General features: G+C 61.1%; 23 protein-coding genes. 8 read left to right on the top strand and 15 right to left on the bottom strand.

Annotation, left to right across the window (positions count from 1 at the left end; all coding sequences use genetic code 11):
* From QM996_RS23915 to QM996_RS23970, 12 genes are all read right to left on the bottom strand, one after another.
* Positions 1–951, bottom strand: coding sequence for an ABC transporter permease (locus QM996_RS23915; protein ID WP_334198507.1), 951 nt, complete (start codon positions 949–951; stop codon positions 1–3).
* Between the two features lie 10 nt (positions 952–961).
* Positions 962–1,933: an ABC transporter permease gene (locus QM996_RS23920; RefSeq protein ID WP_334198508.1), complete on the bottom strand. Its 972-nt coding sequence runs from the start codon at positions 1,931–1,933 to the stop codon at positions 962–964.
* A gap of 58 nt (positions 1,934–1,991) precedes the next feature.
* Positions 1,992–3,554: an ABC transporter substrate-binding protein gene (locus QM996_RS23925; RefSeq protein ID WP_334198509.1), complete on the bottom strand. Its 1,563-nt coding sequence runs from the start codon at positions 3,552–3,554 to the stop codon at positions 1,992–1,994.
* 465 nt (positions 3,555–4,019) lie between these two features.
* Positions 4,020–5,048: a histone deacetylase family protein gene (locus QM996_RS23930; protein ID WP_334198510.1), complete on the bottom strand. Its 1,029-nt coding sequence runs from the start codon at positions 5,046–5,048 to the stop codon at positions 4,020–4,022.
* A gap of 16 nt (positions 5,049–5,064) precedes the next feature.
* Complete coding sequence (locus QM996_RS23935) at positions 5,065–5,571, bottom strand: GNAT family N-acetyltransferase (protein WP_334198511.1); 507 nt, start codon at positions 5,569–5,571, stop codon at positions 5,065–5,067.
* A 62-nt stretch (positions 5,572–5,633) separates the two neighbouring features.
* Positions 5,634–6,578 carry a 3,5-dioxohexanoate:acetyl-CoA acetone transferase gene (gene kce, locus QM996_RS23940; RefSeq protein WP_334198512.1) on the bottom strand — a complete coding sequence of 315 codons (945 nt, stop codon included), beginning with the start codon at positions 6,576–6,578 and terminating at the stop codon, positions 5,634–5,636.
* Between the two features lie 10 nt (positions 6,579–6,588).
* The gene (locus QM996_RS23945; protein ID WP_334198513.1) at positions 6,589–7,956 is read right to left on the bottom strand and encodes an aminotransferase family protein; all 1,368 of its coding nucleotides are present in this window, start codon (positions 7,954–7,956) and stop codon (positions 6,589–6,591) included.
* Between the two features lie 12 nt (positions 7,957–7,968).
* Positions 7,969–9,606: a N,N-dimethylformamidase beta subunit family domain-containing protein gene (locus QM996_RS23950; RefSeq protein WP_334198514.1), complete on the bottom strand. Its 1,638-nt coding sequence runs from the start codon at positions 9,604–9,606 to the stop codon at positions 7,969–7,971.
* Positions 9,607–9,614: 8 nt separating this feature from the next.
* The gene (locus tag QM996_RS23955) at positions 9,615–10,379 is read right to left on the bottom strand and encodes an amino acid ABC transporter ATP-binding protein (RefSeq protein WP_334198515.1); all 765 of its coding nucleotides are present in this window, start codon (positions 10,377–10,379) and stop codon (positions 9,615–9,617) included.
* Positions 10,376–11,035 (bottom strand): amino acid ABC transporter permease, encoded by a 660-nt coding sequence (locus QM996_RS23960; RefSeq protein ID WP_334198516.1) that lies wholly within the window; start codon positions 11,033–11,035, stop codon positions 10,376–10,378. Before QM996_RS23960 ends, QM996_RS23955 begins: the two co-directional genes overlap by 4 nt.
* 13 nt (positions 11,036–11,048) lie before the next feature.
* Entirely contained in the window at positions 11,049–11,696 is a 648-nt protein-coding gene (locus tag QM996_RS23965) for an amino acid ABC transporter permease (protein ID WP_334198517.1), read from the bottom strand.
* Positions 11,697–11,773: 77 nt separating this feature from the next.
* Positions 11,774–12,556: an ABC transporter substrate-binding protein gene (locus QM996_RS23970; RefSeq protein WP_334198518.1), complete on the bottom strand. Its 783-nt coding sequence runs from the start codon at positions 12,554–12,556 to the stop codon at positions 11,774–11,776.
* A 141-nt stretch (positions 12,557–12,697) separates the two neighbouring features.
* Between QM996_RS23970 and QM996_RS23975 the strand changes: the two genes are divergently transcribed.
* Positions 12,698–13,657, top strand: a complete 960-nt coding sequence (locus tag QM996_RS23975; RefSeq protein ID WP_334198519.1) for a LysR family transcriptional regulator — start codon at positions 12,698–12,700, stop codon at positions 13,655–13,657.
* Here the strand turns inward: QM996_RS23975 and QM996_RS23980 are convergent.
* Positions 13,645–14,094, bottom strand: coding sequence for an acyl-CoA thioesterase (locus QM996_RS23980; RefSeq protein WP_334198520.1), 450 nt, complete (start codon positions 14,092–14,094; stop codon positions 13,645–13,647). The two genes, QM996_RS23975 and QM996_RS23980, sit on opposite strands and share 13 nt — an antisense overlap.
* A gap of 219 nt (positions 14,095–14,313) precedes the next feature.
* On the opposite strand from QM996_RS23980, the gene QM996_RS23985 reads away from it, so the two are divergent.
* From QM996_RS23985 to QM996_RS23995, 3 genes are all read left to right on the top strand, one after another.
* Complete coding sequence (locus tag QM996_RS23985; protein ID WP_334198521.1) at positions 14,314–14,889, top strand: nucleoside 2-deoxyribosyltransferase; 576 nt, start codon at positions 14,314–14,316, stop codon at positions 14,887–14,889.
* 377 nt (positions 14,890–15,266) lie between these two features.
* Positions 15,267–15,497, top strand: coding sequence for a helix-turn-helix transcriptional regulator (locus QM996_RS23990; RefSeq protein WP_151613400.1), 231 nt, complete (start codon positions 15,267–15,269; stop codon positions 15,495–15,497).
* A complete protein-coding gene (locus QM996_RS23995; protein ID WP_334198522.1) occupies positions 15,494–16,756 on the top strand; it encodes a type II toxin-antitoxin system HipA family toxin in 1,263 nt (420 codons plus the stop codon). Before QM996_RS23990 ends, QM996_RS23995 begins: the two co-directional genes overlap by 4 nt.
* A 320-nt stretch (positions 16,757–17,076) precedes the next feature.
* Here QM996_RS23995 and QM996_RS24000 read toward each other — a convergent pair whose 3' ends face one another.
* Together QM996_RS24000 and QM996_RS24005 are read right to left on the bottom strand one after the other, a co-directional pair.
* A complete protein-coding gene (locus QM996_RS24000) occupies positions 17,077–17,865 on the bottom strand; it encodes a pentapeptide repeat-containing protein (RefSeq protein ID WP_334198523.1) in 789 nt (262 codons plus the stop codon).
* Between the two features lie 155 nt (positions 17,866–18,020).
* A complete protein-coding gene (locus QM996_RS24005; RefSeq protein WP_334198524.1) occupies positions 18,021–18,950 on the bottom strand; it encodes a LysR substrate-binding domain-containing protein in 930 nt (309 codons plus the stop codon).
* Between the two features lie 65 nt (positions 18,951–19,015).
* On the opposite strand from QM996_RS24005, the gene QM996_RS24010 reads away from it, so the two are divergent.
* From QM996_RS24010 to QM996_RS24025, 4 genes are all read left to right on the top strand, one after another.
* Positions 19,016–19,636: a LysE family transporter gene (locus QM996_RS24010; protein ID WP_334198525.1), complete on the top strand. Its 621-nt coding sequence runs from the start codon at positions 19,016–19,018 to the stop codon at positions 19,634–19,636.
* Between the two features lie 113 nt (positions 19,637–19,749).
* Positions 19,750–21,147, top strand: coding sequence for an aminotransferase-like domain-containing protein (locus QM996_RS24015; protein ID WP_334198526.1), 1,398 nt, complete (start codon positions 19,750–19,752; stop codon positions 21,145–21,147).
* Between the two features lie 187 nt (positions 21,148–21,334).
* Positions 21,335–21,745: a DUF983 domain-containing protein gene (locus tag QM996_RS24020; protein ID WP_334198527.1), complete on the top strand. Its 411-nt coding sequence runs from the start codon at positions 21,335–21,337 to the stop codon at positions 21,743–21,745.
* A 758-nt stretch (positions 21,746–22,503) separates the two neighbouring features.
* Positions 22,504–23,544, top strand: coding sequence for a porin (locus tag QM996_RS24025; protein WP_334198528.1), 1,041 nt, complete (start codon positions 22,504–22,506; stop codon positions 23,542–23,544).
* The last annotated feature ends 26 nt before the right edge of the window (positions 23,545–23,570 follow it).

Raw genomic sequence — 23,570 nt, forward strand, 5'->3', positions numbered from 1 at the left:
TCACCTCAATTTCGGATTGAGCGCATCGCGCAGCCAGTCACCGAGCAGGTTGACCGAGACCACGAGAAGGCAAAGCTGGATGACAGGGAAAAGCACGACCCACCATACGCCCGAGAACAGGAACTGGTTGCCGAGGCGGATCAGCGTTCCGAGGCTCGGCTGGCTGGGCGGCATGCCGATACCGAGGAACGAAAGTGTTGCCTCCGTCAGGATCGCCATGCCAAAGTTCAAGGTCGCAGCGACCATGATCGGCGTCAGCGTGTTCGGTAGGATGTGCTTCAGCATGATGCGCCGAGCCGGCGTCTTCAAAAGACGCGCGGCCTGGACATATTCCTTGCCACGCTCGACGATTGTCTGGGCGCGTACGGTACGGGCATACTGCACCCAGGCGCTAAGCGTGATCGCCAGCACCAGCACTGCGGCGGCGCCGACGTCCCTCAGTTCCGGCGGCAGCATCTGGCGTGCGACTGCGCTGACGAGGATGGCGATCAGGATGGTCGGGATCGACAGGAGCACATCGCCGATACGCATCAAGAGGTTGTCTATAAACCGGCCGAAATAGCCGGCGATGAGACCGAGGCTGAGACCAACGGCGAGCGATAGCATGACCGAAGCGACGCCGATCAGGATCGAAATGCGTGAGCCGTAGAGGATGGCCGAGAGCATGTCGCGGCCTTGCGTGTCCGTGCCGAGCACGTAGGGCCACTGGCCATCGGTCTCCCATATCGGTGGCAGTTCGGAATTCCAGAGTTCGAGCTGGGCCGGATCGAAGGGGTTCTGCGGCGCAATCAGCGGTGCCGCGAAAGCGGTCACGATCAGGAAGGTGAGCATGACCGCCCCGATGATCGCCGAGGGCTTGTGGGTGAAGGACCACCAGAGATCGCTCTGGCGCCAGCGAGCAAGCCTGGGGCGCTGGCGTGGCGGCGTGGTTGGCTGAACGTGATCTGTCATGACAGCGACCTCAACGGGTAGCATCGCGCAGCCGCGGGTCGATGACCGCATAGGCGATGTCGACCAGGGTGTTGAGCGTGACGAAGATGAACGAGACGATGCAGAGGTAACCCGCCATCACGGGCATATCGAGGAAGGTGACCGCCTGGATGAAGAGCATGCCCATGCCCGGCCACTGGAAGACGGTTTCGGTGATCAGCGCAAAGGCGATCAGCGAGCCGAAATTCATCGCCGTCATTGTGACGACAGGCATGAGACAGTTGCGCAGCGCGTGGCGGAAATAGATGCGCCAGCGCGGCACGCCGCGGGCACGCGCGAACTTGACGAAGTCGGAGCGCAGAACCTCCATCATCTCGGCCCGAACGAGGCGCATCACCAGGGTGATCTGGTAGAGCGCAAGCGCGAGAGACGGCAAAAGCAGCGATGCGCGGCCCGAGCCCGTCAGCAGGCCGGTGCTCCACCAGCCGAGTTGCACGACATCACCGCGACCGAAGGCCGGCACGAGGCCGAGGGTTACGGCAAAGACGAGGATCAGCAGGATACCGACGACGAAGCTCGGCAGCGAGACGCCGATGATGCTGACGAATTGCAGCCCCTCCGAATACCATCTTCCTCGATGGATGGCGGTGACGACGCCAAGTGGAATGCCGATCAAAAGCGACAGGATGGTCGCAACCAGTGCAAGTTCCATGGTCGCCGGGAAGCGCTCGGCAATGAGCGTCATGACATCCTGGCCGTTGCGATAGCTGATGCCGAAGTCGCCCCGCGCAGCGTTGACGACGAAGCGGCCGTACTGGGTCAGGAACGAATCGTTGAGCCCGAGCTTTTCGCGCAGTTCGATGCGGTCGGCCTGCGACATCTGCTCGTTGGCCATCAGTTCGACCGGGTCACCGGCGAAGCGGAAGATCAGGAAGGCCAGCAGCGCGACGGCGAGCATGACCAGCACGGCATTGGCCAGCCGCTTTATGAGAAAGACAATCATTGGGTTTCTCGCTGAATGAGAAGGCCCGGCAGAGTGAACTCTGCCGGGGCAAGGAAACTCAATCGCCGATACGGGTCAGCCAGTGACGCGGCTTGTTGTCGGCCCGAATGGTCACATCCGTGACGTTCTTGGACATCGCCCAGGCCATCGGCTGCTGGTGCAGCGGGATCATGATGACCTCGTCCTTGGCGAACTTCAGCGCTTCGGTCTCGATTGCCAAGCGCTTGTCATGATCCATCTCGAGCGCGGCCTTCTTCACCATCGCGTCGAGCTTCGGATAGGACCAGCCGCCGTAGTTGGCGACACCGGCGGCACCTTCGCGGGTCGAAAGCACCTGAACCAGGATCGAATAGGCATCGAGCGTCGGCTCGTTGGCCCAGCCGATCATGTAGGCATCGGATTTGCCGCCGGCGCGCTTCGGTGCCTGGACCGCGCGCGGGCCGATGTCGAGGGTCGGCTTGAGGCCGATGCGCGACAGCATCGAAACCAGTGCGCTGCAGACGTCTTCTTCGTTGACGCTCTCGTCGTTCATGCAGACGAGCGTGAATTCCTTGCCGACGGCGCCGGCCTCTTCAAGCAACTTCTTGGAGAGTTCCGGATCGTAGCTCGTCGGCACGTCGAGCTCCGCGCTGTAGCCAGGGATTTCCGGGGCGACCATGGTGCCGGCGACATGCGATTTGCCGCGCATCACGCGCTTGAAGATGAGTTGCCGGTCGATTGCATGGTCGATCGCCTGGCGCACCTTGATGTTGTTGAAGAAATTCTCGCGACCGTCGGCGAAGGTCTCGTGACGGTTGAAGACCATGTGCACGGTGCGCAAATCGGTGCGCTCGACGACCTTGATGTCCGGCGAGCTCTTCAGCCGCTCGAGATCCTGTACCGGCGCGCCGTCGGTAAGATCGATTTCGCCTGAGAGCAGTGCTGCCACACGCGTGGCGGCTGAAGTGATCGGCATGAACTCGATGCGGTCGAGATTGTGCTTCGGCGTATCCCACCAGCCGTCGTTCTTGACGAGCACCGTCTTGCTGTCGGGAACACGGGATTCGAGCTTGAACGGGCCGGTGCCGTTGGTGTTGTGGGTGGCGTAGCCTTCGACCTTGGCGCCGACGTCGGTTGGCAGCTCGGACTTGTTGTCGACCAGCCAGTCCTTGTCGAACATGAAGATGTTGGTCATGTCGTTGAGGAACAGCGGGTTCGGCGAGTTCACTTCGATGTCGACGGTATAGTCGTCGACCTTGGTGGTGGAGACGTAGGCGGGAATATTGCCGCGCAGCGGCGAGGTCGGGTGGCTGACGCGAGCCATGGAGGCAACGACGTCGTCAGCTGTGAAATCGGCGCCGTTCTGGAATTTTACGCCCTTGCGCAGATGGAAACGCCAGACCTTGTCCTTGACCATCTCCCAGCTGGTGGCAAGCGCCGGCTCGACCTTGAACTCGGGCGTATAGCGGGTCAGCCCCTCGTAAATATGGTTGAGGAAGGCCAGGTTGGAGGTACTGCCGTAAGAATACGGGTCGAGCGAGTAGATATCCCGCGGACTCCCCCAGCGCAGCGTTTCGGCGGATGCGGTGGTTGCAAGAAAGGCGAATGCCAGCCCCGCAAGGAGATGCTTTCTCAGTTTCATGTGGTTCCCTCTATTTTCTCGTCAGTCGCCATATCCCGGCGTCCTCACCCTAGATTTGAAGTTGTTGGCGACAATGTCAACTATTTTGTCGACAATTTTGTATGCATAAATGTTTAAAGTCGAATACGGCCCGGAGGGTCCGGCATGATTGCCGATCGGTTTCACGAGTGGAGTCTGCCATCCGTGGCCCCTGGCGCCGTGCATATTCGGGAAGACTTGCAAAAACAGATAGCCCGCCGACGTCCTGCAAGACCGGCGGGCAAAACGCTATTATTTCGAGAAAATAAGTGCTTGGGTGTGTGAACTCACGTCGAGCGCGTCGTCCGTAACGTCACCGGAGGCGGCGTCCTCGACGTCAGTCGGGGTGGTCGACACAGCCGTATCCCTGACGTTAGACGCCACCCTGCCGAGCCGCAGAAGCGAGACCGTGATGCGCTCTCTATGACGACTGGCGCCTTCGATCGGCTAACGCGAGGCTGAACCAAAACCCGTAAGGAATGCCGTCAAGTTGTCGGACAGCGCATCGCAGAGATAGCCGCCTTCCTGGACGATTGCCGTGGGAAGCCCCAGTCCGGCGATCGCTTCGCCAATGCGGGCAAATCCCGGCGTGGATACGGAGAGGCCGCCAAAGGGGTCTCCTTCGTAGGCGTCGAGTCCGAGCGCCACGACCAGCGCATCGGGCGCGTAGGCTCGGATGCGGCGAGAGGCGGCATCGAGTGCGGCCAGGAATTCCGTATCGCCGGATTTGCGTTCGAGCGGCAGGTTGAAGTTGTAGCCCAGTCCCGGGCCCTCGCCGCGTTCATCGGCATGGCCCCAGAAGAAGGGATAAAAGCGCACGGGATCCGCGTGGATCGAGACGGTGAGCACGTCGGCGCGCTGATAGAAGATGCCTTGCGTGCCGTTGCCGTGATGCAGGTCGACATCGAGGATCACGACGCGGGCAGCGCTCTTGAGAAAGCGCTGCGCGGCAACGGCCGAATTGTTGACGAAACAGAAGCCGCCGGCGACGTCGGCGAAGGCGTGGTGCCCCGGCGGCCGGCATAGCGCATAAGCCGCACGCTCTCCCGCCATGACTGCATCTGCCGCTTCAACCGCACTCCAGGCGCTCCAGCGCACGCTGTCCCATGTCTCACCGGATATCGGGCACGCGGTGTCAGCCATGTGATAACCCGCCTGCCCGACGGCCGAAGCCGGATACCGGCCATCGCGCGCCAACGGATGGATGTTTGGTATGACCTCGTCTGAAGCCTCTGCAATGCGCTGCCAGCGCGCGTAGATATGTTCGAGGAAGTCGAGATATTCGGGCGTGTGCACGGCAGCGATCGGGCCGAGCCCGTGGTCGCGTGGCCTGAGGATCTCGCAGCCTGCTGCCTTCGCTCCGGCGACCAACCGTTCGACGCGCTCTGGCTGTTCGGGATTCGGCTTCGGCGCGCCGCTTGACAGAAAGGCCTTCGGGTCGTGGCGCTTCTGTTCCTCTGCATAGAAGGCTTTCATGCTCGTTCCGTCCTCATCAAATCAGTCCATCGGCGAGCGCCCGAAAGGCGTCACCATAGGCGGCGTGTTCATGGTCGGCTTTTTGCCAGGTGATGCCGAGCCGTTCATAGAAGCGTTGAGCGGCGAAGTTCTCGGCATCGACCGCCAGTCGCAGATAGTCGCCACCCCGCGCCTTCGACCAGCTTGCCGCCTCGCGCAGCAACCGCTCGCCGATGCCCTGCCCGCGCAGGCGTTCATCGATATAGAGATCCTGGATGAAAACGCCGGGCCGGCCGCGCCAGGTGGAAAAGATCGGGAAAAAGAGGCAAAGCCCGACCAATTCCCCGCGCGCTTCCGCGACGAAACTGCCAAAGGCGGCTTCAGGCCCGAAGCCGCATCGGCGAAAATCCTCAGCACTGCTGGTGACCTTGGCTTCCATGCCAAGCCCGCGCCCCATTTCAAGGATTGCCCGGTGCATAGCCTCGGCATCCTGCGGCCGTCCGGCGCGGATCACCACGTCCAAGGCATTGGCTCCTATTGTCATCACCTATTCTTCCTCTATTCCTCTGGCGATGGCGGCCCGCGCTTTGGCCGCAGGCTGCGCCATTAGAACGCGACCTTGTCTCCACCCTTTAGGGCGAGAAGATCGCGTGCCTCGGCTGGCGTGGCAACCTCCAGCGACAGCGCGTCGAGCACCGTGCGGATGCGGTGAACCTGTTCGGCGTTGCTGGTCGCAAGCGTCCCGCGGCCGTTATAGAGACTGTCCTCCAACCCCACGCGCACATTGCCGCCCATGGCAGCAGCCATTGTGATCATCGGCATCTGGTGGCGGCCGGCAGCCAGCACCGAGAAGCTGTAGTCGTCCCCGAAGAGCTTGTCGGCGATGCGCTTCATATGCGTCAGGTTTTCCGGGTCAGCGCCGATACCGCCGAGAACGCCGAAGACGAATTGGATGAAGAGGTGGCCCGACACCAGGCCGCGATCGCGGAAATGCGCCAGCGAATAGAGATGGCCGACGTCATAACATTCGAACTCGAAGCGCGTGCCGCAGCCCTGACCGAGCCGCGTCAGTATGAACTCCATATCGGCGAATGTGTTCTTGAAGATCGAACTGCGCGTTGCTTCCAGAAGCTCCGGCTCCCATTCGTGCTTCCATTCCGTCGGTTTGTCGAGCGCCGGAAAGAGCGCGAAATTCATCGAGCCCATGTTCAGCGAGCACATTTCCGGTTCGGCGCGAAGCGATGCGGCAAGCCGGTCTTCCAGCGCCATCAGCGACGAGCCGCCGGTCGAGATGTTCACGACCGCATCGGTCGACTGCTTGATGCGCGGCAGGAATTGCATGAACAACGCCGGATCGGCGGACGGACGGCCGTCCTCCGGGTTACGCGCGTGCAGATGGAGGATGGAAGCGCCGGCCTCGGCCGCTGCAATCGCTTCAGAGGCGATCTGGTCGGGCGTGATCGGCAGGTAAGGCGACATGGTCGGCGTATGCACCGATCCCGTCACCGCGCAGGTGATGACCACTTTGCGCGATGTCTTGGCTTTCGTCATGGTCAAGCCCTCAGCGATTGACGGGAAGGTTGAGTTCTTCGGCGAGCACTTCGAGAACGTCACCGAGGATGGCGACGATCTCGCCGATCTGCTCACGGGTGATGATCATCGGTGGGCAGACGAGGAAATGGTCGCCCTCGACGCCGCCGCGCGTGCGCCTGGAATAGATGATCAGGCCGCGTTCATAGGCGAGATCGACCATGCGCTGGTGTGCATTCAATTCCTTCGGCAATGGCTTCATTGTTTCGCGGTCGGAAACAAACTCGGCCGCCAGCAGCAACCCCTTGCCGCGCACGTCGCCGATGAAAGGGAAGCGACCGGAAAGCGCCACCAGTTCTGCCTTCAACGCCTCGCCCATGGCGGCGGCATTGTCTATGAGGTCAAGCCGATCAATCTCGTCGAGAACGGCAAGACCGGCGGCGCAGGCAAGCGGATTACCGGCATAGGTGAAGCCATGTTGGAAACCGCCGGCATCGAGAACCGGCTGGACGATCCGTGACGGTGCGGCCATGGCGCCGAGCGGGCAATAGCCAGACGCAAAGCCCTTGGAAAGCGCGATCAGGTCCGGGCGGCAGTTCCAGTGGTCGCCACCGAGGAACCTTCCGGTGCGGCCGGCACCGCTCATCACCTCGTCATGGATCAGCAGGATGCCGTACTTGTCGCAGATTTCGCGAATGCGCGGGTAGTAGCTGTCCGGTGCTACGAGCGCGCCGGTCGAGGCGCCGCCGATCGGCTCCATGATGAAGGCCAGCACCGTTTCGGGGCCTTCCGCCTGGATCTTCTCCTCCAGCATATCGGCATATTTGATGCCGCGTTGCTCCATTGTCAGATTGTCCCGGTCGAGATAAGCGGTCGGTGCCGGCACCTTCGGCATCTCGCGCATCATCGGCGAGAAGGGTTCAGAGAGTGCGGCATAGCCGGTGACGGCCAAGGCGCCGAGCGTGCCGCCGTGGTAGGAGGGAAAGCGCGAAATTACCTTCCAGCGATCCTTCTGGCCGGTGGCAACAGCCCATTGCCGCGCGAGCTTGAGGCAGGATTCGACGGCTTCCGAGCCGCCTGACACGAAGAAGATCTTGTCCATGCCCTCAGGCAGCTTTTCGGCCGCGCGGCGGGCCAAGTCTTCCGCAGGCTCGTTCTCGAAGTGCAGCCGGTAAGCGAAAGTCACCCGATCCATCTGGCGCTTCATCGCGTCGAGCACATTGCGGTTGCCATGGCCGATATTGACCACCATGGCGCCGCTGGAGCCGTCGATCACCCGGCGTCCGTCCTGATCCCAGAGATAGATGCCTTCGGCGCGGTCAACCAGCGGACGGCGCAGGCGCGACTGGTAGAAGAGGTGAGAGGCGGGTCGTTCGTTGGAAGCTGTCGTCTTGAGCATGGCAAGTCTCTGTCAGCGGTTGAGATAGTGATTGAGAACATTGGCGGTGACGCGCTCGACCATCGCGTCGCCGCGTTTGAGCGCCGCGACCCATTCGCAGCTTCCGGCGTGGAAGACCTCGCCCTTGCCGCGCGGAAAATTGACGATCATGCCTGAGCCGCGCTTGATGCGTTCGACGGTCGCCGGGCCATTGTCGCCGATCAGAGTCTCGGCGACGAATTTCGCATCGGCATCGGAGAGGAACTGGTCGTCGGCGGGAATGTCGGCGCTTTCTTCCTTCAATGACGACATGCCGAGCGCGAGGATTTCGAGGCCCTTAGGCGCACCACTGTCTTCGGCAGGCTCCGGCAGTCCACCGCGGATGATGTAGTCGAGACCATCGACCTCGTAGCCGAAGGCATGGCCCTCCGCTCCGAGGATATCGCCGTAGTAGATACCTGTTCCGGCAAAAGCCCAATGCTCGGGCCGGTAGACCGGAAAGCCCCGTGCGCCGCGCGGCGCGCAACCACCCCAGCCGACATAGAGGCCGCGGGTGGCATTGAGCCCGAAGGTCGCCGCGCCCGGCCGGCCAATCTCGGCGGCCTCCCAGGAGCCGCTCGTGCGCGTCGGATCGGCTGAGCGATAGGCGGGGTCTTCGGCCCGTGACCGGTATTTGTAACAAACCTGGCGCTTGCCGCCGTCTTCGAGGCGCGTCTGCCACATGAAGTTGCCGGCAAAGCGGGCCGCCCTGCCGCCGCGCTCGACATAGGTGTCGACCGCATCGCGCATTTCCCAGGTCCAGTATTCGTCGTGGCCGACGAAGACGACGCAGTCATAGCCGTCGAGGATCTCAGGATTGAAATGCAGCTCATGCTGACTGACGAGATCGACGGCATAGCCCTGACGTTCCGCCCAGCGGAAGAAATGGCTGTCGTAACTTGCCCAGCCGGAGGAGGCATATTTCTTGGAATAGCCGTTGGCGTAGGCCCATTCCATATGTGGGTAACGCGGAGCGACGGCCATTGGCGCGTAGATTTCAAGCGGCACGCGCGGCGCGTCGGCCGGCAGCACGACGAAGCCACGGCAGAAGGGGCGCTCGATGCTGACCGTCGTCGCATACTGGTCGCGGTTGGGACCCGTGATGCCCTGGTAGTGGTTGGATCCACCCCAGGTATTGTAGGAGGTCCAGGAGCCGGTGGCGGCGACGTGCAGTACGCAGCCCGGTTTTCGGCCAGCGATCGGCCGCACGATGAAGAGATGGTGACAATGGATCGGCGTGCCGTCGCTGCCCTCTGCTCTCAGCGTGACGCGGTAGGCGCCGGATGGCCAGTTCTCCTCAACCTTGAACTCGAAGCTGGTCTCCCAGCCGCAGCCGATCACCGAGCACTGGTCAGGCGTCTCCTGCCAGCGCGCAGCAAGGCCGTCACGCTTCAGAACGCTCTGTTCCGTCGCACCGTCGCGCACGATCTCAAGCGAGAAGCTCGCCGCGGTCGAACTGACCTGCAGTCGCACGGTGGCACCCGGTGGATAGGCATAGGCATCGGTGTAGCACCAGATCTCGCCGCCCTCCCCGTCCATACCCGGATATTCGTAATAGTGACCGAGCACCGCCTCGCGGCGCTGTTCCGGCGTCAGGCCGAAATCGGGGTACTGGTTGCTCTTTTCCATCATGACACCCTTCATGCCGCCAAGTACTTCTTGAGGAAGGCCCGCGTGCGCTCCTGCGTCGGTTGGCGGAAGATCTCGCCAGGCGCCCCCTGCTCGACGACGACACCGCCATCCATGAACAGGACACGGTCGGCGACCTCACCGGCAAAACGCATCTCATGGGTGACAATCAGCATGGTCATGTGCTCGGCCGCGAGTTGCTTCATGACCGCGTTCACTTCGTCGACCAGCTCTGGGTCAAGGGCCGAAGTCGCCTCGTCGAAGAGCATCACCTTCGGCTGCATCGCAAGCGCCCGGGCGATAGCGACGCGTTGCTTTTGTCCGCCGGAAAGCCGGGACGGAAAGGCGTCGACCTTGTCCGCAAGGCCGACCTTCGACAGGAGTTCGATGGCGAGTTCACGCGCCGTCGCTTTTGCCATGCCCTTCAGAATGAGCGGCCCCATGGTAATGTTCTGCAGGACGGTCAGGTGTGGGAACAGATTGAAGTGCTGGAACACCATGCCCATCTGTTGGCGCACCGCATTGATATGCCTTTCGAAGGCCTGGCCTTTCAGGTCCTGGTTGACCTGAACGCCATCGAGCCAGACTTCGCCGCCATTCAGCGTCTCCAGATGGTTGATCGACCTCAAGAGCGTGCTCTTGCCCGAGCCACTCGGGCCGATGATCGCAACAATCTGGCCGCGCGCCACGGAGAGATCGATGCCCTTCAGGACTTCCAAGGCACCGTAATTCTTGCGGGCACCCTTGACTTCGACCATGGGTCTCTGTGCCGTCATCGTGAAACCTCCACGTTCTTTTCGACCTGGCGCAAACCCGCTTCGAGGACGAGATTGAGGATGTAATAGAGAGCTGCGACCGTGATGTAGAATTCGAACGGCCTGAAAGTCTCGCTGATCGCGAGCTGTGCGGCATGGACGAGTTCGGCAATGCCGATGATCGAGACGAGTGAGGATTCCTTCAGCAGCACGATCAGGTTGTTGCCCATTGCCGGAATGGTGTTGCGGATCGCCTGCGGCACGATGAAGTAGCGCAGCGTCTGCATGCGGCCGAAGCCAAGGCTGCGGGCGCCCTCCGTCTGTCCGGCATCGACTGCCACGATACCGGCGCGAAGGATGTCGGCATTGTAGACGGCAAAATGCAGGCCGAGGCCGATGATGCCGGCGATCAGCGCCGGGATCTTGAAGCCCAGCTGCCCGAGCCCGTAATAGATCAGGAAAAGCTGCAGGAGCAGCGGCGTGCCCATGAACAGCCACATGAACGCCCGCACCGGCAGGGCCACAGTCTTCGGTGCATAGAGCACGACGAGGGCAAAAACGATGCCGAAGACGAAGCTGATCAGGGCGGCGGAGATGGTCAGGACGACCGTCCACCAGACGCCCAGCCAGAGGATGTCGGCATAGGGTGGAACGACGCTGAAATCGAGGCCTTGCATGCGCGTCTCCCCCTCAAGCTATGGCGTAGCGTCGGTCGATGAGATCGACGATCCGCGCGACGACATAGACGATGAGCATGTAGAGCACGGCGGCAACGCCGAAGATCTCGAACGGCTTGTAAGTCGAACCGATGTAGCGCTGCGCGGTATAGGTGAGCTCGACCACTGAAATCGTCGAGACGAGCGCTGATCCCTTGACGAGGGCTACCGCATTGACGCCGAGCGGCCGGATCATCAGGCGCGCGGCTTGCGGCAAGATCACCTTGCGCATGGTCTGGAACCGGCTGAAGCCGATCGAGCGTGCTGCCTCCGTCTGACCGCGATCGACCGAGAGCACCGCGCCGCGGATGGATTCCGCCATGTAGGCGCCGATGTTGAGACCAAGGCCAATGACGCCGGCAGCAAATGGCTCCAGATTGATGCCGATCTGCGGCCCACCGAAGTAAAGCACGAAGAGCTGAATGAGGCACGGCGTGCCGCGAAACAGGCTGACATAGGCGGTACCGAACGCGCGCAGCAGCAACGAGCGCGACATCTTGGCGGCGGCGATCAGGAACGCCACCACCAGCCCGAGCGCAAGCGCAAGTACCGAGATCTCGATCGTGATCCACGCCGCTTCCACGAAAAACGGGAAGACGCGCTCAACCAGCGAAACGTCCATGGGAAAACTCCGGAAGGCGAATTCATGAGCTCCGGCCGCGGCTCATGCGGCGGCCGCAGAGACGGGAAGCTTGGGGATCAGCGGATATCGCTGCCGACCCACTCCATGGCGATCTTCTCGTAGGAACCGTCTGCCAGCATGTCCTCGAGCGCCTTCTGCATCGCCGCTTTCAGTTCCGGATTGTTCTTGCGGATGGCAATACCGATCGCGACGCTGCCGCCTTCGATGTCAGGCGTTTCCAGGCGGCGGACCTTTTCGCCGGTTTCCTTGACGGCGACCATGACCGGAATGTTGTCGACGACGATCGCGTCGACACGACCGCTCTTCAATTCCATCAGCAGCTCCGGCAGGCCCTTATAGGTGCGCACATCCCAGCCGCCCTGCTCGCGTGCCCACTTCTCATGCGTTTCCCCGAGCGTTACGCCAAGCGTCTTGCCCTTGAGTTCGTCGAGCTTCTGAACACTGGATGCCTCGCTGACGAAGACGGCGCGACCGGCATGGTAATAGGGACCGACGAAATCGACGACCTTTTCCCGCTCCGGGGTGATCGTCATCGAGCCGACGATCGTATCGTATTTGTTGGCGAGCAGGCCGGCGATGATGCCGTCCCAGGCGGTCGTGACCAGCGTACCCTTGACGCCGACACGCTCGGCAATTGCCTGGCCGATCGAAGCGTCGAAACCGACGACCTGGTTTTCTTCATTGACGAAATTGAACGGCGGGTACTGGCCCGACATGGCGATCTTCAGTTCGCCGGCCGCCTTGACGTTCTCCAGGTCGTCGGCCTTCGCCGAGACGGTGGAGAAAGTTGCAGCGATGGTCAGCGTCGCGGCCAGCAGGCCGGAGAATAGGCTCTTCATGAAATGTTCCTTGTTCCTCTGGGTGAATGCGCCTTCTGGTGCGCTTGGGGTCGGCACGGAGGCGCCTTCCGAATTTCATGATTGCTTGTGCTTCAACATTGCGCAAATAGATAATGAAAATAGAAGGCATAGATTTCAGGAATGACTTCACCGCGGTTGGAACGGCTGGTCTGGGAGCTCGACTGGAACCTTTTGCGCACCTTCGTGGTGATCGCCGAGGTCAAAAGTATCACGCGTGCGGCCGAGCGGCTGAACCTCAAGCAGCCGAGTGTGAGCAATGCACTTCGGCGGCTTGAAGACCGTGTCGGGCGGCGTCTGGTCGAACGCGACGCGACGCGCTTCGAACTCACCGAAGTGGGACAGTTGCTCTACGAGCAGAGCGTCGAAGTCTTCGGCACGATCTCGCAACTGCCGCAACTCGTGCGCGGCGTGAGCGACGACGTCACCGGCCATGTCACAATCGCGGTTGCGAGCCATGTGGTCTCACCGATCTTCGACCGGGCGCTGATGGAGTTCCACCGCAGCTATCCGCGCGCGACGCTGACGATCAATGTCGGACCGAGCGGCGAGGTCACACGCCAGGTTCGGGAGAAGCGTGCTTCCTTCGGCCTTTGCCTTGTGAGCGTCCGGGATCCGGCGCTCGACTATCTCATGGTCTTCAGGGAGTTTTTCGGCTTCTTCTGCGGTCCGCACCATCGGCTATTCGGCCGGGAGGGATTGAAGCTTGCCGACCTCAAGGGCGAGACGTCGGTGTCGTTCCATACCGACCATATCGCCGACGCGCTTCGGCCTGTGGCGCTGCTTCGCAGCGAAGCCAAGCTCAACGCCAATGTCGTTGGCGTCTCCTCAAGCCTTGAGGAGGTGCGGCGGATGACGCTTGCCGGTCTTGGCGTCGGCTCACTGCCGCTGCACGTCGCCCGCCGCGATGTGACAGACGGGCTGCTCTGGCGCCTGCCGCCCTACGACAATCCGCCCGCCATCGATATTTTCATGCTGACGAACCCTGAAAAAGCGATCAACCGGGCCGAGAAGGCTTTGATCGGCGGCTTGCAGACGCTGATTGCCGAAACGCCGCTTGAAGAACGCGTCTACGCCGATTGATCGCGAAGTCGCGCCGGCTCATTCGACAACAGCGCTTCCGCCCGTTCCCGCGCGTCCGCTTCGAGCGCGACCGCCGCGCGCGCCTGAAGATCGAAGCGTACGGTCGTAGTCCTGTTAATGGCGTGTACCATGCCGTCAAGCGTACCGGACATGGTCTGCTCGAAAGTGACCGACGAGCGGCCGAGCTTGATGACGCGCGAGCGGATGGTGATCAGCGCGCCAGCCTTTGTTTCGTGCTTGTATTCCACCTCGGAGCGCACATCCGCCCACCCCCTGCCCCGATCCGTTTCGGTTTCGGCGCCGACGATATGGCCAAGAAGCTGGAAACTCGCGTCGTCGAACATCGCCGCGTAATGGCGCACGTTCATGTGGCCCATCGTGTCGCACATCCATGGGTGGGCGACGCCGACATAGGTTGTCAAATCTTGGATGGACATGGGGCGCGCCTCAATCGTCGAGTTGTGACCGGTTGCGAGACATAGCGGATGGCCGATACCTCTGTCCATGGCGGTCGAGCAGGGCGTTCTACCGCGATCGCGTTCGCTCCGGTTTGACAAAAGGCGAGAAAAATCCGTGGGTAAGCACGCTTGCTTTGCTCCGCAGCTAGGCGCGGCGGCGTTGCTCCCCTAGATTGACCGCCTGAGACGTGAGGAGGATTGCGCGTGAAAGTCTATCTCGCTGGCCCGGAAGTTTTTCTGCCCAATGCGGTCGAGATCCAGAAGGAGAAAGCGGCTCTGGCGCGTGCGGCCGGCTTCGCGCCTCTGGTGCCCGGCGACCTTGAAATCCCACCGGCCCCCACCAAGCATGAACGCGGCCTGGCGATCTATGCTGTCGATGAGGGCATGATGCTGGCATCCGACATGATCATCGCCAACCTCACGCCGTTTCGCGGCATCAGTGCCGATGTCGGCACGGTGTTCGAACTCGGCTTCATGTGTGGCCGTGGCAAGCATGTCTACGCCTATACCAACACCTCGCGCAGCTACTACGAACGCATCCTGAACGATCATTACCTGGGCGACGCTGCGCTGCGCCCTGACGGTCGCATGGCCGGCCCCGACGGCCTCAGCATCGAAGATTTTGACATGGCCGACAATCTCATGCTGGACGGCGGCATCCTTCGCCGGGAGGGAGTGCTCATCAAGCGGGAAGTACCGGAGGCCGATCGCCTCACCGATCTCGAGGCTTTCAAGGAATGCCTGGCCATCGCCGCAAGGCAGCACCTGGGGTAGAGTTACGATCGATCCTGTCGTCCGGCAAGGGCCTGCCGAAGTCGGAGAAGTCATCGACTTTGACGGACCGGTCGCCGCCCTCGACATCAAGGGCGAAAACTTTTGCCGTGATCCACCGCTTGTCGCCGATCGCTCAGTCGCCAGCTTGTAGTTCTCCATCCCTTCGGTATCATCGAGGCATCAAAGACTGGTTCAATCCTCTCCATTCGCTTATGCGCATCAAACGATTGGCCGGGGCAAGACAATCCCCATGAAATTTACCGATCGGGAAATTATCGGGGGAAGATATCCCTGACCGCGTTAATTTTCCCGTTCGGGAAAATTACTCTCGACAGAGCGCCCAATATTTTGCTATTTTCCCGAGCGGGAAAATAATGATGGCGAAGCGCGTTAAAACTCCATCTGATATCGGCGCCTTGGTCCGAAGTGCACGCAAGGAGCAAAACTTGCGGCAGGACGAACTTGCCGGGGTTGCTGGCGTCGGGCTCCGGTTCATTGTCGATCTCGAGGCCGGCAAGCCGACAGCTCAGATAGGAAAAGTGTTGCAGGTTCTGCAAACGCTCGGCTGTTCGGTCGATATTCTGGCTCCTGGTGAACGCAGACAATGACTGCAAGGGTTCTCAACGTCTGGTGGGATGGTCGAATTGTCGGGCAATTCACCCAGGACCGGCACGGCGATATCGGCTTCGCCTACGCTGAAGCTTGGCTTGACGATGAAAGCACACTTCCGCTTTCAGCCTCCCTCCCGAAGCGCCCGGCACGTTTTTCCCGTCGTGAATGCCGACCATTTTTTGGCGGCCTGCTTCCCGAAGAAAGCCAGCGCCTGGCTGCGGCGCAAGCATTGGGCGTCTCACCTGCAAATGACTTCGCGCTGCTCGATCGCTTGGGCGGCGATGTTGCCGGCGCTCTTCAACTCTTGCCGGAAGATCAGGAACCCACAAAAACAGAACCGATTGCGGACCAGCAGTCGACACCTTTGGACGACGCAGGAATCGTTCGCGTGCTGGACGTACTTCCTATGCGGCCGTTACTGGCCGGCGAGGAAGGCTTGAGACTATCGTTGGCCGGCGCGCAATCGAAAGTACCAGTTGTTCTGATGCACGGGCAGATCGCGCTGCCGCTTCCCGGACAGGCGACCACACACATCCTTAAGCCGCCGATCGCGCGCTTCCCAAGGACGACCGAAAACGAAGCCTTCGCTATGAAGCTCGGCGCCACAATCGGCCTGGACGTCGCCCCCGTCGAACCGAGGTCCGCAGAAGGACGCTCGTTTCTTCTGGTCGAAAGATATGACCGCGTCCGCGATGCCAGCGGCGCCGTGCGACGCATACACCAGGAAGATTTTTGCCAGGCGCTGGGCGTGCCTCCTGAAACGAAGTATGCCAGCGAAGGCGGTCCGACATTCAAGGATTGCTTTGAGCTATTGCGGCGAATATCAGCGCGGCCCGCTACAGATGTGTTGAAGCTGCTGGACGCCGCGATCTTTAACCTTATCGTCGGGAATGCCGACGCTCACGGCAAGAACTTCTCAGTCCTCTACGATGAGCAGGGACCTAGAATGGCCCCGTTGTACGATCTGCTTTCAACCGTTGCGTATCCAGACCTTTCACCCAAAATGGCCATGAGGATCGGAAAGTGTGCCACTCTCGCCGAGATGGACGTCGATGGTTGGCAGGCTTTTGCCAAGGAAGCCGGAGTTGGCTTACCTTTGATACGCCGCCGAATTACAGGCTTGGCCGACTCGACCGTTCATGCGGTAGCGAGAGTATTGGAAGACGTCTCAAACCTCTGGATCGATTCCGCTGCGACAAATCACTTTGCGGACTTGATCGAGAGCCGCGCCAAACTCGTCGGGTTGTCGATTTAGCCGAGCCACGGGATGCAATCCTAAAGGGCCATATTTCCGTACTATCCCGAATTCCGCGATCAGATTCGCCGCTTGTTACATCCAACATTTCGCAAGCGTATCCGTACCCGCCATCTGCGCCATAGGCACTGCCGCCCCAAGCATTGATGAATCAACCACGGTCCTCCACGTCGGCATCTGGCACAAAAAAGGCCGCGCTTCCCGTACGCCAGATCGAGATGCCGTGGCTTGTCTTCGGATGCTCAGCTTTCGTTTCGGTCGCTGCAACGGGAAACACGTCGAACGCACCGCGCCAGTGTTCGGAGGGTAGTGAAGTGTCCCTAGTCGGAAGCGCAGGGCCAGGCCGCCGGCGTGCTCAAGCCGGCAGGCAACTTGGTCGAGCTGTCGCCGCAGGTTAAGTCAATCTGTTCCTGTTCGAGCCCGGTCGCCTCGGAGAGGTTTACGCCCTCGATCCGCGTCAGGAACATGAAGGCGCCATCGAAGTCGATCGGGCCTGTAAAGCTCGAGTTGGTAAAGCTGGCGCGCGACAGGTTGGCGTGTGTAAAGCGGGTTCCGGTCAGTTCCGCCCTATCGAAATTGGCGCGCCCGAGTTCGGCTTTCGAGAAACTCGCACCCGTCAGCCGAGCTCCGGTGAAATTGGCACGCTGCAGTTCCGAGTTGACGAAGGACGCTTTTTCAGCGGCGATACCTGCGAAATTGCAGCGATAGGCTTCGATCTTCGAAAAATTCGCGCCCTCGGCCAGAGCGCCGGCTACCGATGATCGCACCAGCGTTGCCTTTTCCAGATTGGCGCCGGTCAGATTGGCTCCGCGCAGATCGGTCAAGGTGAAATCCGTATTGACCAGATTAGCGCCTTGCAGATCGCTGCCGCCAAGCATGAGCGCCTTCTTGTTGCAATCGGTCCAATCCGCTCCGGGTGTTGCCGAGTCCTTGCAACTGGCGGCGTGGCTCACAGCCGGTGCCGCAAGGGTAACAAGGCAGGCGGTCAGCGCCGGCGCCAGCAGGTTTTTCACCGCGCGCGCTGCGATTTTCAGCGCGTCCAGGCGCAGTGCTGTGGATTGGCGCACCGCGCCGCACCCGTGGTCGAGATCGGTTTTGAGGATAGTCATGGCGCCGCTCCAGGACCCACGGGGTCGAATCGATTGTATTTCAAATGGCATACACACCCTTCAGACGATCGGCATCACCGGTTGTGCGTGCTTCACTGGTAAACGTATGACGTTGCTGCCCTTTATGCAAATGACAGAAATGAAAACGGTTTGTTTCAGGCGGCGGCCGCCAACAACCAGTCACGCAATTTGGCGTGCGGGCTCTGCGCGGCAATGGCTGCCGGCGCAAGCAGTTGGTAGACAGTTCCGTCCTCGTTAAATCCCATCGGCGCAGCCAGAATGCCGCTGTCGATGTCACCCCGGACGAGCTGCCACGGGCCGATCGCGACACCGATCCCGGCGATCGCGGCCTGAAGGCTGATGTAGAAGTGCTCGAAACTCTGAGAGCGTCGCCCGAGCGTGCGGCAGCCGACGAGCCTTGCCCAGGTTTCCCACGCGTCCGGGCGGCTGCGCGCATGGAGGAGAACCGCATCTTGACGCAGTTCCGGCAGCCGATTTGCGTCTGATGCGTCGAAGAATGACACGACCTTGTCCGCGCGGCAGACCGGACCGGTCCGCTCGCGAAACAGCGGGATCGCATGGACTTTCTCAGCCTGCTCGAAATCGTTCCGCCGTATGGCGAGATCGATGCCGCGTCCGAGTGTTACCGGACCGCCTCCCGCCACGAGATGTACAGGGACATCAGGGTACTGCCGCTGAAAATCCGGAAGCCGCGGAATGAGCCAGCGCATCAACAGCGTCGGCTCACAGGAGACCACCAGGGCCGGCACCCTCGCCTCCTCCTTGATTTCGTGGACTGCTGCCTCGACAAGGGCAAACCCTTCGCGCACAGCCGCGGCGAGCTTGCGCCCGGCATCCGTCAAGAAGACGCGTCGGCTTCGCCTTTCAAACAGCGCAACGCCCAGATCATCCTCGACGAGACGAACTGCCCTGCTGACCGCGCCATGGGTAAGGCTCAGGGTGTCGGCAGCGCGGCTGAAGCTCTCCAGCCTGGCCGCTGCCTCGAAGCAACGGAGCGCCGCCAAAGGCGGCAGCCGGATGCCATGAATCTGTGAATGCTGCTCACCAATGTTGTCAGAACTCATCGTTAGTCGCCGAACACGCTGTCCTCTAAAGTGCCACATCATCAAAGGAACGGGCAGAATTTACAATGACGGAACTGTTAGCTGTTATCACAATTACCATGTTGGCTGTCGTCAGCCCCGGCCCCGATTTCGCAATGGTCACGCGCAACAGCCTCCTGCTCTCCCGGCGGGCCGGCGTCCTGACCGCGCTCGGGATCGGCGCAGGTGTCTGTATTCATGTCGCCTACACCATCCTGGGCATCGGGCTCGTCATCCGGCAATCAATCCTTCTTTTCAGCATCTTGAAGCTTGGCGGTGCCGCCTACCTGGTCTGGCTCGGTTTCAAGATGTTGCGCGCGAAACCAGCGGGCTCCCTGGAAAAGGTCGACGTCCCGCCGCTCTCCGATCTCGGTGCCCTGCGCACCGGATTCTTCACCAATGCGCTCAATCCGAAAACGACAGTCTTCATTGTCAGCCTGTTCATGCAGGTGGTCGGGGCGACGACACCGCTCTCTGTGCAAATCGGCTATGGCGCATTCATCGCGACGACCCATATCCTCTGGTTCGCCTTGGTGGCATTGTTCTTCTCCTCCGGTGCGGTGCGCATCCGCCTGCTTCGACTGCGGCACTGGATCGACCGCGTCTTCGGCGCCTTGCTGGTGGGCTTTGGCGTGCTATTGGCGTCGACGAGTGTCACCAGGTCCTAGTGGCCCTGAATCTCTCCTGGGAGCCTACCTCGTTCAGCAGCCAGGCAGGCGACTTGCCCGCCACGCAAAAGCATGCAATATCCATACAATCATAAAGGCCGGATATTGCAGTGATGAACGACGACCGCTTACAGCTCTCGTGGCGCCCAACCCTTCGCAAGGCGGATGGACCTCTCTATCTCGCGATCGCGGATGCGATTGCGGCGGACATCGCTGATGGCCGCCTCGTGGACGGCATCCGCCTGCCGCCGCAACGCGTGCTCGCCGAAGCCCTTGGGATCGATTTCACCACCGTCAGCCGCGCATATAACGAAGCGAGGCACCGTGGCCTCGTGGAAGGTCGCGTCGGCCAGGGCACCTATATCAGGGCACGGCGCGTCAAGAACGCCCGTCCGGCGACCGGCGGCATTGTCGACATGAGCATGAACCTGCCACCGTTGTTCGACAATCAAGCGTTTGCTGCAAGGCTCTGGGACGACATGGCGTCACTTCAGGCCGAGCACGGACTCGACCTCCTGATGCGCTACCAGGCGCCAGCCGGGACTGCGCACAACAGAGCCGCTGGCGCCGCCTGGCTGAGGCCGCGCCTCGGCGAGGCGCCGGTCGAGCGCGTGCTGGTCTGCCCGGGCGCACAAGGCGCGCTGCTTGCAACGCTCAGCAGCCTGGCAAAGCCAGGCGACACCATATGTGCCGAGGCCATTGCCTACCCCGGCCTCCGGGCGCTCGCCGCCCATCTCGGCCTCACGCTGATAGGGATCGCCGTCGATGAGAAAGGCCTTATACCAGAATCCTTTGATGAGCTATGTTCAACGCGAACATTAAAGGCGCTCTATTGCAATCCGACGCTTCACAATCCGACAACCGCCACGCTCCCGCTGGAACGTCGCGAAGCGATCGTCGCCATCGCCAGACGGCATGGGGTGCCGATCATTGAAGATGACGCCTACGGCGCTCTGCCCGTCGCGCCGCCACCCGCACTTGCCGCTCTGGCGCCCGATCTCGTCTACTACATCGGGGGCCTCGCGAAGTGCCTTTCGCCGGCGCTCCGCGTCGCCTATCTCGTCGTTCCGGATAGCTGCGGCTCGGTCCGGATCGAGGGCGCCATCCGGGCGACCGCCGGCCTCGCTTCACCGCTCACGGCGGCGATCGCGACCCGCTGGATCGAGGATGGGACGGCCGAGGCCGTCCTCGCCGCGATCCGTCACGAAACGGCCGCTCGGCAACAGATGGTCGAAAACTTCCTTCCCAAGGGTACGGCCGTCACCGACAAAAGTGCTTTTCACGTCTGGCTGCGCCTGCCGCAACCGTGGACACGCGGTGAGTTCAGCGGGCGGCTGCAGACAGCGGGCATTGCGGTCGTTCCGAGCGACGCCTTTTCCCTCTGCCCGCCCCCGGAGGCCGTGCGCTTGGGGCTTGGCGCACCGGCAACACAAGAAGATCTGCGCCGCAGTCTGCTGATCATCGCCGATCTTCTCGGCCAATCCCCCGCCGCATCCAGCCTCGTGGTCTAATGAGCGCCCTAACGTTCTCGGGCGAAATTGTCGCAGCAATGTATGCATACAATAAATTGACAATGTATGCTTTCAGGCGCTTAATCCCCTGGACCTGAGGCGGCGCCTGGAATGGCCGACCGCATACCCAGGCAACATCGGCGCAACATTAGGAAAGCGCCGGACAAGACGCCTGAAAGGAACGACGATGTCTTCGGATCACGATTGGCCGCCCATCCCGCCCATGCAGACCGGCCTGCGCGGCCGTTGCCCGCGCTGCGGACAGGGACATCTCTTCGAGGGATTCCTGAAGATGCGTAGGGAATGCGAAGTCTGCGGCCTCGACTATTCGTTCGCCGACCCAGCCGACGGGCCTGCGTTCTTCGTCATCTGCTTTGCCTGTGTCCCAAGCGTGCTTCTTGGCGTCTGGCTCGAAGTTCAGTACAGCGCGCCACTCTGGGTTCACCTGCTGGTCACAGGCCCCTTCATGCTGCTGACATGCATTCCACCGCTTCGGCCCTTGAAGGGATGGCTCGTCTCAAGTCAGTTCTTCTACAAGGCTGAGGAAGGCAAGGTCGTCAGGCGCAGCGCAGATTCACACGTCCCGACGACGCAGTAGATCTGGCTGAACACCGCCCCTCCGCGGAGACACGCGACCGGTCGCCGATGGCGCGGCGACCGCCTCCAGTTGCGGCAGGCCTTTCAGGCGCCAGGTACCCTCATCGCTATCCGCAAGGCTGACCACTTGCCCGATAAAGGGCGGCAATGGTCGAACAGGGCTTTCTCCTTGGTATCCGCGCGGGCGTGAGGAACTCACCGAAGCCGGTGGCGCAAGGGTTCCTTTCTCAGCAGTTTTTGAGGCGCGACGTGTGGGTCCGTAGGGCTCCCGATCGCGAAGGGCCGGTTCGCGTCCTGAAATCGCAAGCCCCTAAAAAGTAATTGCGCCGCCAACTGTTGATCGTTGACGGCGCTTTTCACCGGAAGCCTCTCTTCTCAAAGGCCGGCTTTAGGTAAAATAGAGACAATAATCCGTCAATGTTGGCCTCATGAAGTTTTTATGAGAGTTTTTTAACAACTATATTCGTCACTCTAAATATCGTTCGGATTATTTATTATTTTTCGCTCTCCGTATCTATTTTAGAAACACACGATTGTTGCCATAATGCAACACTATATAGCAATGAAGTCATCTGAGGATTCGAGGCGAAATTGTTACAAAACTGTCGTTTCACGGTGATAGCGGTGTCGCCGCTGCCCGCCGCGAGTCATTGCGGACGGTTCATTTCGTCGCAGCGCGAGCGAGGTAGCCGGTAAATCTCTGGGGGACACCAGGGTCGGGCCTTGTTGACCTTGAAAACCATTAGAGAGATCGTCCGCATGAATATCAAAAGTCTTCTTCTCGGCTCCGCCGCTGCTCTCGTAGCGGTTTCCGGCGCCCGGGCAGCCGACGCAATCGTCGCAGCCGAGCCGGAGCCCATGGAATATGTTCGCGTTTGCGACGCTTTTGGCACCGGCTACTTCTACATCCCGGGTACCGAAACCTGCCTCAAGATCGGCGGCTTCCTCCGCTTCCAGACCTCCTTCGGTCCGAACGAAGTCAATGGCCGCCAGGGCTGGGGTAACGCCGGTACGTCGGACTGGGATGCCTTCTCGCGCGCTTACATCTCGTTCTCTGCCAAGAGCGACACCGAGTACGGCACCCTCACTGGCTTCTTCGCTGCTGAATTCAACGCTGACAACGACACCGACGAAGGCGACAGCCGTATCGACGTCGACGAAGCCTACATCCAGCTCGGCGGCCTCAAGGCCGGTTTCTTCTACAGCTGGTGGGATAAGGGCCTAAACGGTGAAACCGACTCGATCGGCAACGTCACCGAGTTCAACTCGATCGCCTACCTCTATGATGGCGGTTCGTTCCAGGCTGGTATCGCTGTTGACGAGCTTGAAGGCTGGTCCACCAAGGCCAACGGCGTTGGCGTCGAAGGCATCGTTTCGGCCAACCTCGGCGGCGTTTCCTTCGACCTGCTCGGCGGCTATGACACCGAGTGGGAAGAAGGCGCGATCCGCGCGCTCCTCTCGGCCGACCTTGGTCCGGGCACGCTCCAGGTTGCTGGTATCTGGGCTTCCAACCCGAACACCTATTGGCGTGCATCGGAATGGAGCGTTGCAGCTTCTTACGCCTTCAAGGCCACCGACAAGCTGAAGATCACCCCCGGCGTTCAGTACTGGGACAGCCTGCGCACCGGCAACGAGTTCAACAACGACCTCGACAAGTGGCGCGCTGGTGTGACGCTCGACTACGCGATCACCGAAGGTCTGGCGACCCGTATATCGGTTCAGTACAACCAGGAAGACCTGACGGCTACGACCGACCGCGATTACGTATCGGGCTTCGTCCGCCTGCAGCGTAACTTCTAATCCGATCCCATCGGATGAAAGAGCCC

The sequence above is a fragment of the Sinorhizobium chiapasense genome (genome assembly GCF_045277575.1).
Lineage (GTDB): Bacteria > Pseudomonadota > Alphaproteobacteria > Rhizobiales > Rhizobiaceae > Ensifer > Ensifer chiapasense_A.

Coding starts and splice junctions, on each gene's coding strand:
- QM996_RS23915 (WP_334198507.1), bottom strand. CDS start 951: ATGACAGATCACGTTCAGCCAACCACGCCGCCACGCCAGCGCCCCAGG.
- QM996_RS24010 (WP_334198525.1), top strand. CDS start 19,016: ATGACGGAACTGTTAGCTGTTATCACAATTACCATGTTGGCTGTCGTC.
- QM996_RS24005 (WP_334198524.1), bottom strand. CDS start 18,950: ATGAGTTCTGACAACATTGGTGAGCAGCATTCACAGATTCATGGCATC.
- QM996_RS23935 (WP_334198511.1), bottom strand. CDS start 5,571: ATGACAATAGGAGCCAATGCCTTGGACGTGGTGATCCGCGCCGGACGG.
- QM996_RS23945 (WP_334198513.1), bottom strand. CDS start 7,956: ATGCTCAAGACGACAGCTTCCAACGAACGACCCGCCTCTCACCTCTTC.
- QM996_RS23975 (WP_334198519.1), top strand. CDS start 12,698: ATGACTTCACCGCGGTTGGAACGGCTGGTCTGGGAGCTCGACTGGAAC.
- QM996_RS23990 (WP_151613400.1), top strand. CDS start 15,267: ATGGCGAAGCGCGTTAAAACTCCATCTGATATCGGCGCCTTGGTCCGA.
- QM996_RS23955 (WP_334198515.1), bottom strand. CDS start 10,379: ATGACGGCACAGAGACCCATGGTCGAAGTCAAGGGTGCCCGCAAGAAT.
- QM996_RS23930 (WP_334198510.1), bottom strand. CDS start 5,048: ATGAAAGCCTTCTATGCAGAGGAACAGAAGCGCCACGACCCGAAGGCC.
- QM996_RS23925 (WP_334198509.1), bottom strand. CDS start 3,554: ATGAAACTGAGAAAGCATCTCCTTGCGGGGCTGGCATTCGCCTTTCTT.
- QM996_RS23965 (WP_334198517.1), bottom strand. CDS start 11,696: ATGGACGTTTCGCTGGTTGAGCGCGTCTTCCCGTTTTTCGTGGAAGCG.
- QM996_RS23995 (WP_334198522.1), top strand. CDS start 15,494: ATGACTGCAAGGGTTCTCAACGTCTGGTGGGATGGTCGAATTGTCGGG.
- QM996_RS24020 (WP_334198527.1), top strand. CDS start 21,335: ATGTCTTCGGATCACGATTGGCCGCCCATCCCGCCCATGCAGACCGGC.
- QM996_RS23960 (WP_334198516.1), bottom strand. CDS start 11,035: ATGCAAGGCCTCGATTTCAGCGTCGTTCCACCCTATGCCGACATCCTC.
- QM996_RS24025 (WP_334198528.1), top strand. CDS start 22,504: ATGAATATCAAAAGTCTTCTTCTCGGCTCCGCCGCTGCTCTCGTAGCG.
- QM996_RS24000 (WP_334198523.1), bottom strand. CDS start 17,865: ATGACTATCCTCAAAACCGATCTCGACCACGGGTGCGGCGCGGTGCGC.
- QM996_RS24015 (WP_334198526.1), top strand. CDS start 19,750: ATGAACGACGACCGCTTACAGCTCTCGTGGCGCCCAACCCTTCGCAAG.
- QM996_RS23970 (WP_334198518.1), bottom strand. CDS start 12,556: ATGAAGAGCCTATTCTCCGGCCTGCTGGCCGCGACGCTGACCATCGCT.
- kce (WP_334198512.1), bottom strand. CDS start 6,578: ATGACGAAAGCCAAGACATCGCGCAAAGTGGTCATCACCTGCGCGGTG.
- QM996_RS23980 (WP_334198520.1), bottom strand. CDS start 14,094: ATGTCCATCCAAGATTTGACAACCTATGTCGGCGTCGCCCACCCATGG.
- QM996_RS23950 (WP_334198514.1), bottom strand. CDS start 9,606: ATGATGGAAAAGAGCAACCAGTACCCCGATTTCGGCCTGACGCCGGAA.
- QM996_RS23920 (WP_334198508.1), bottom strand. CDS start 1,933: ATGATTGTCTTTCTCATAAAGCGGCTGGCCAATGCCGTGCTGGTCATG.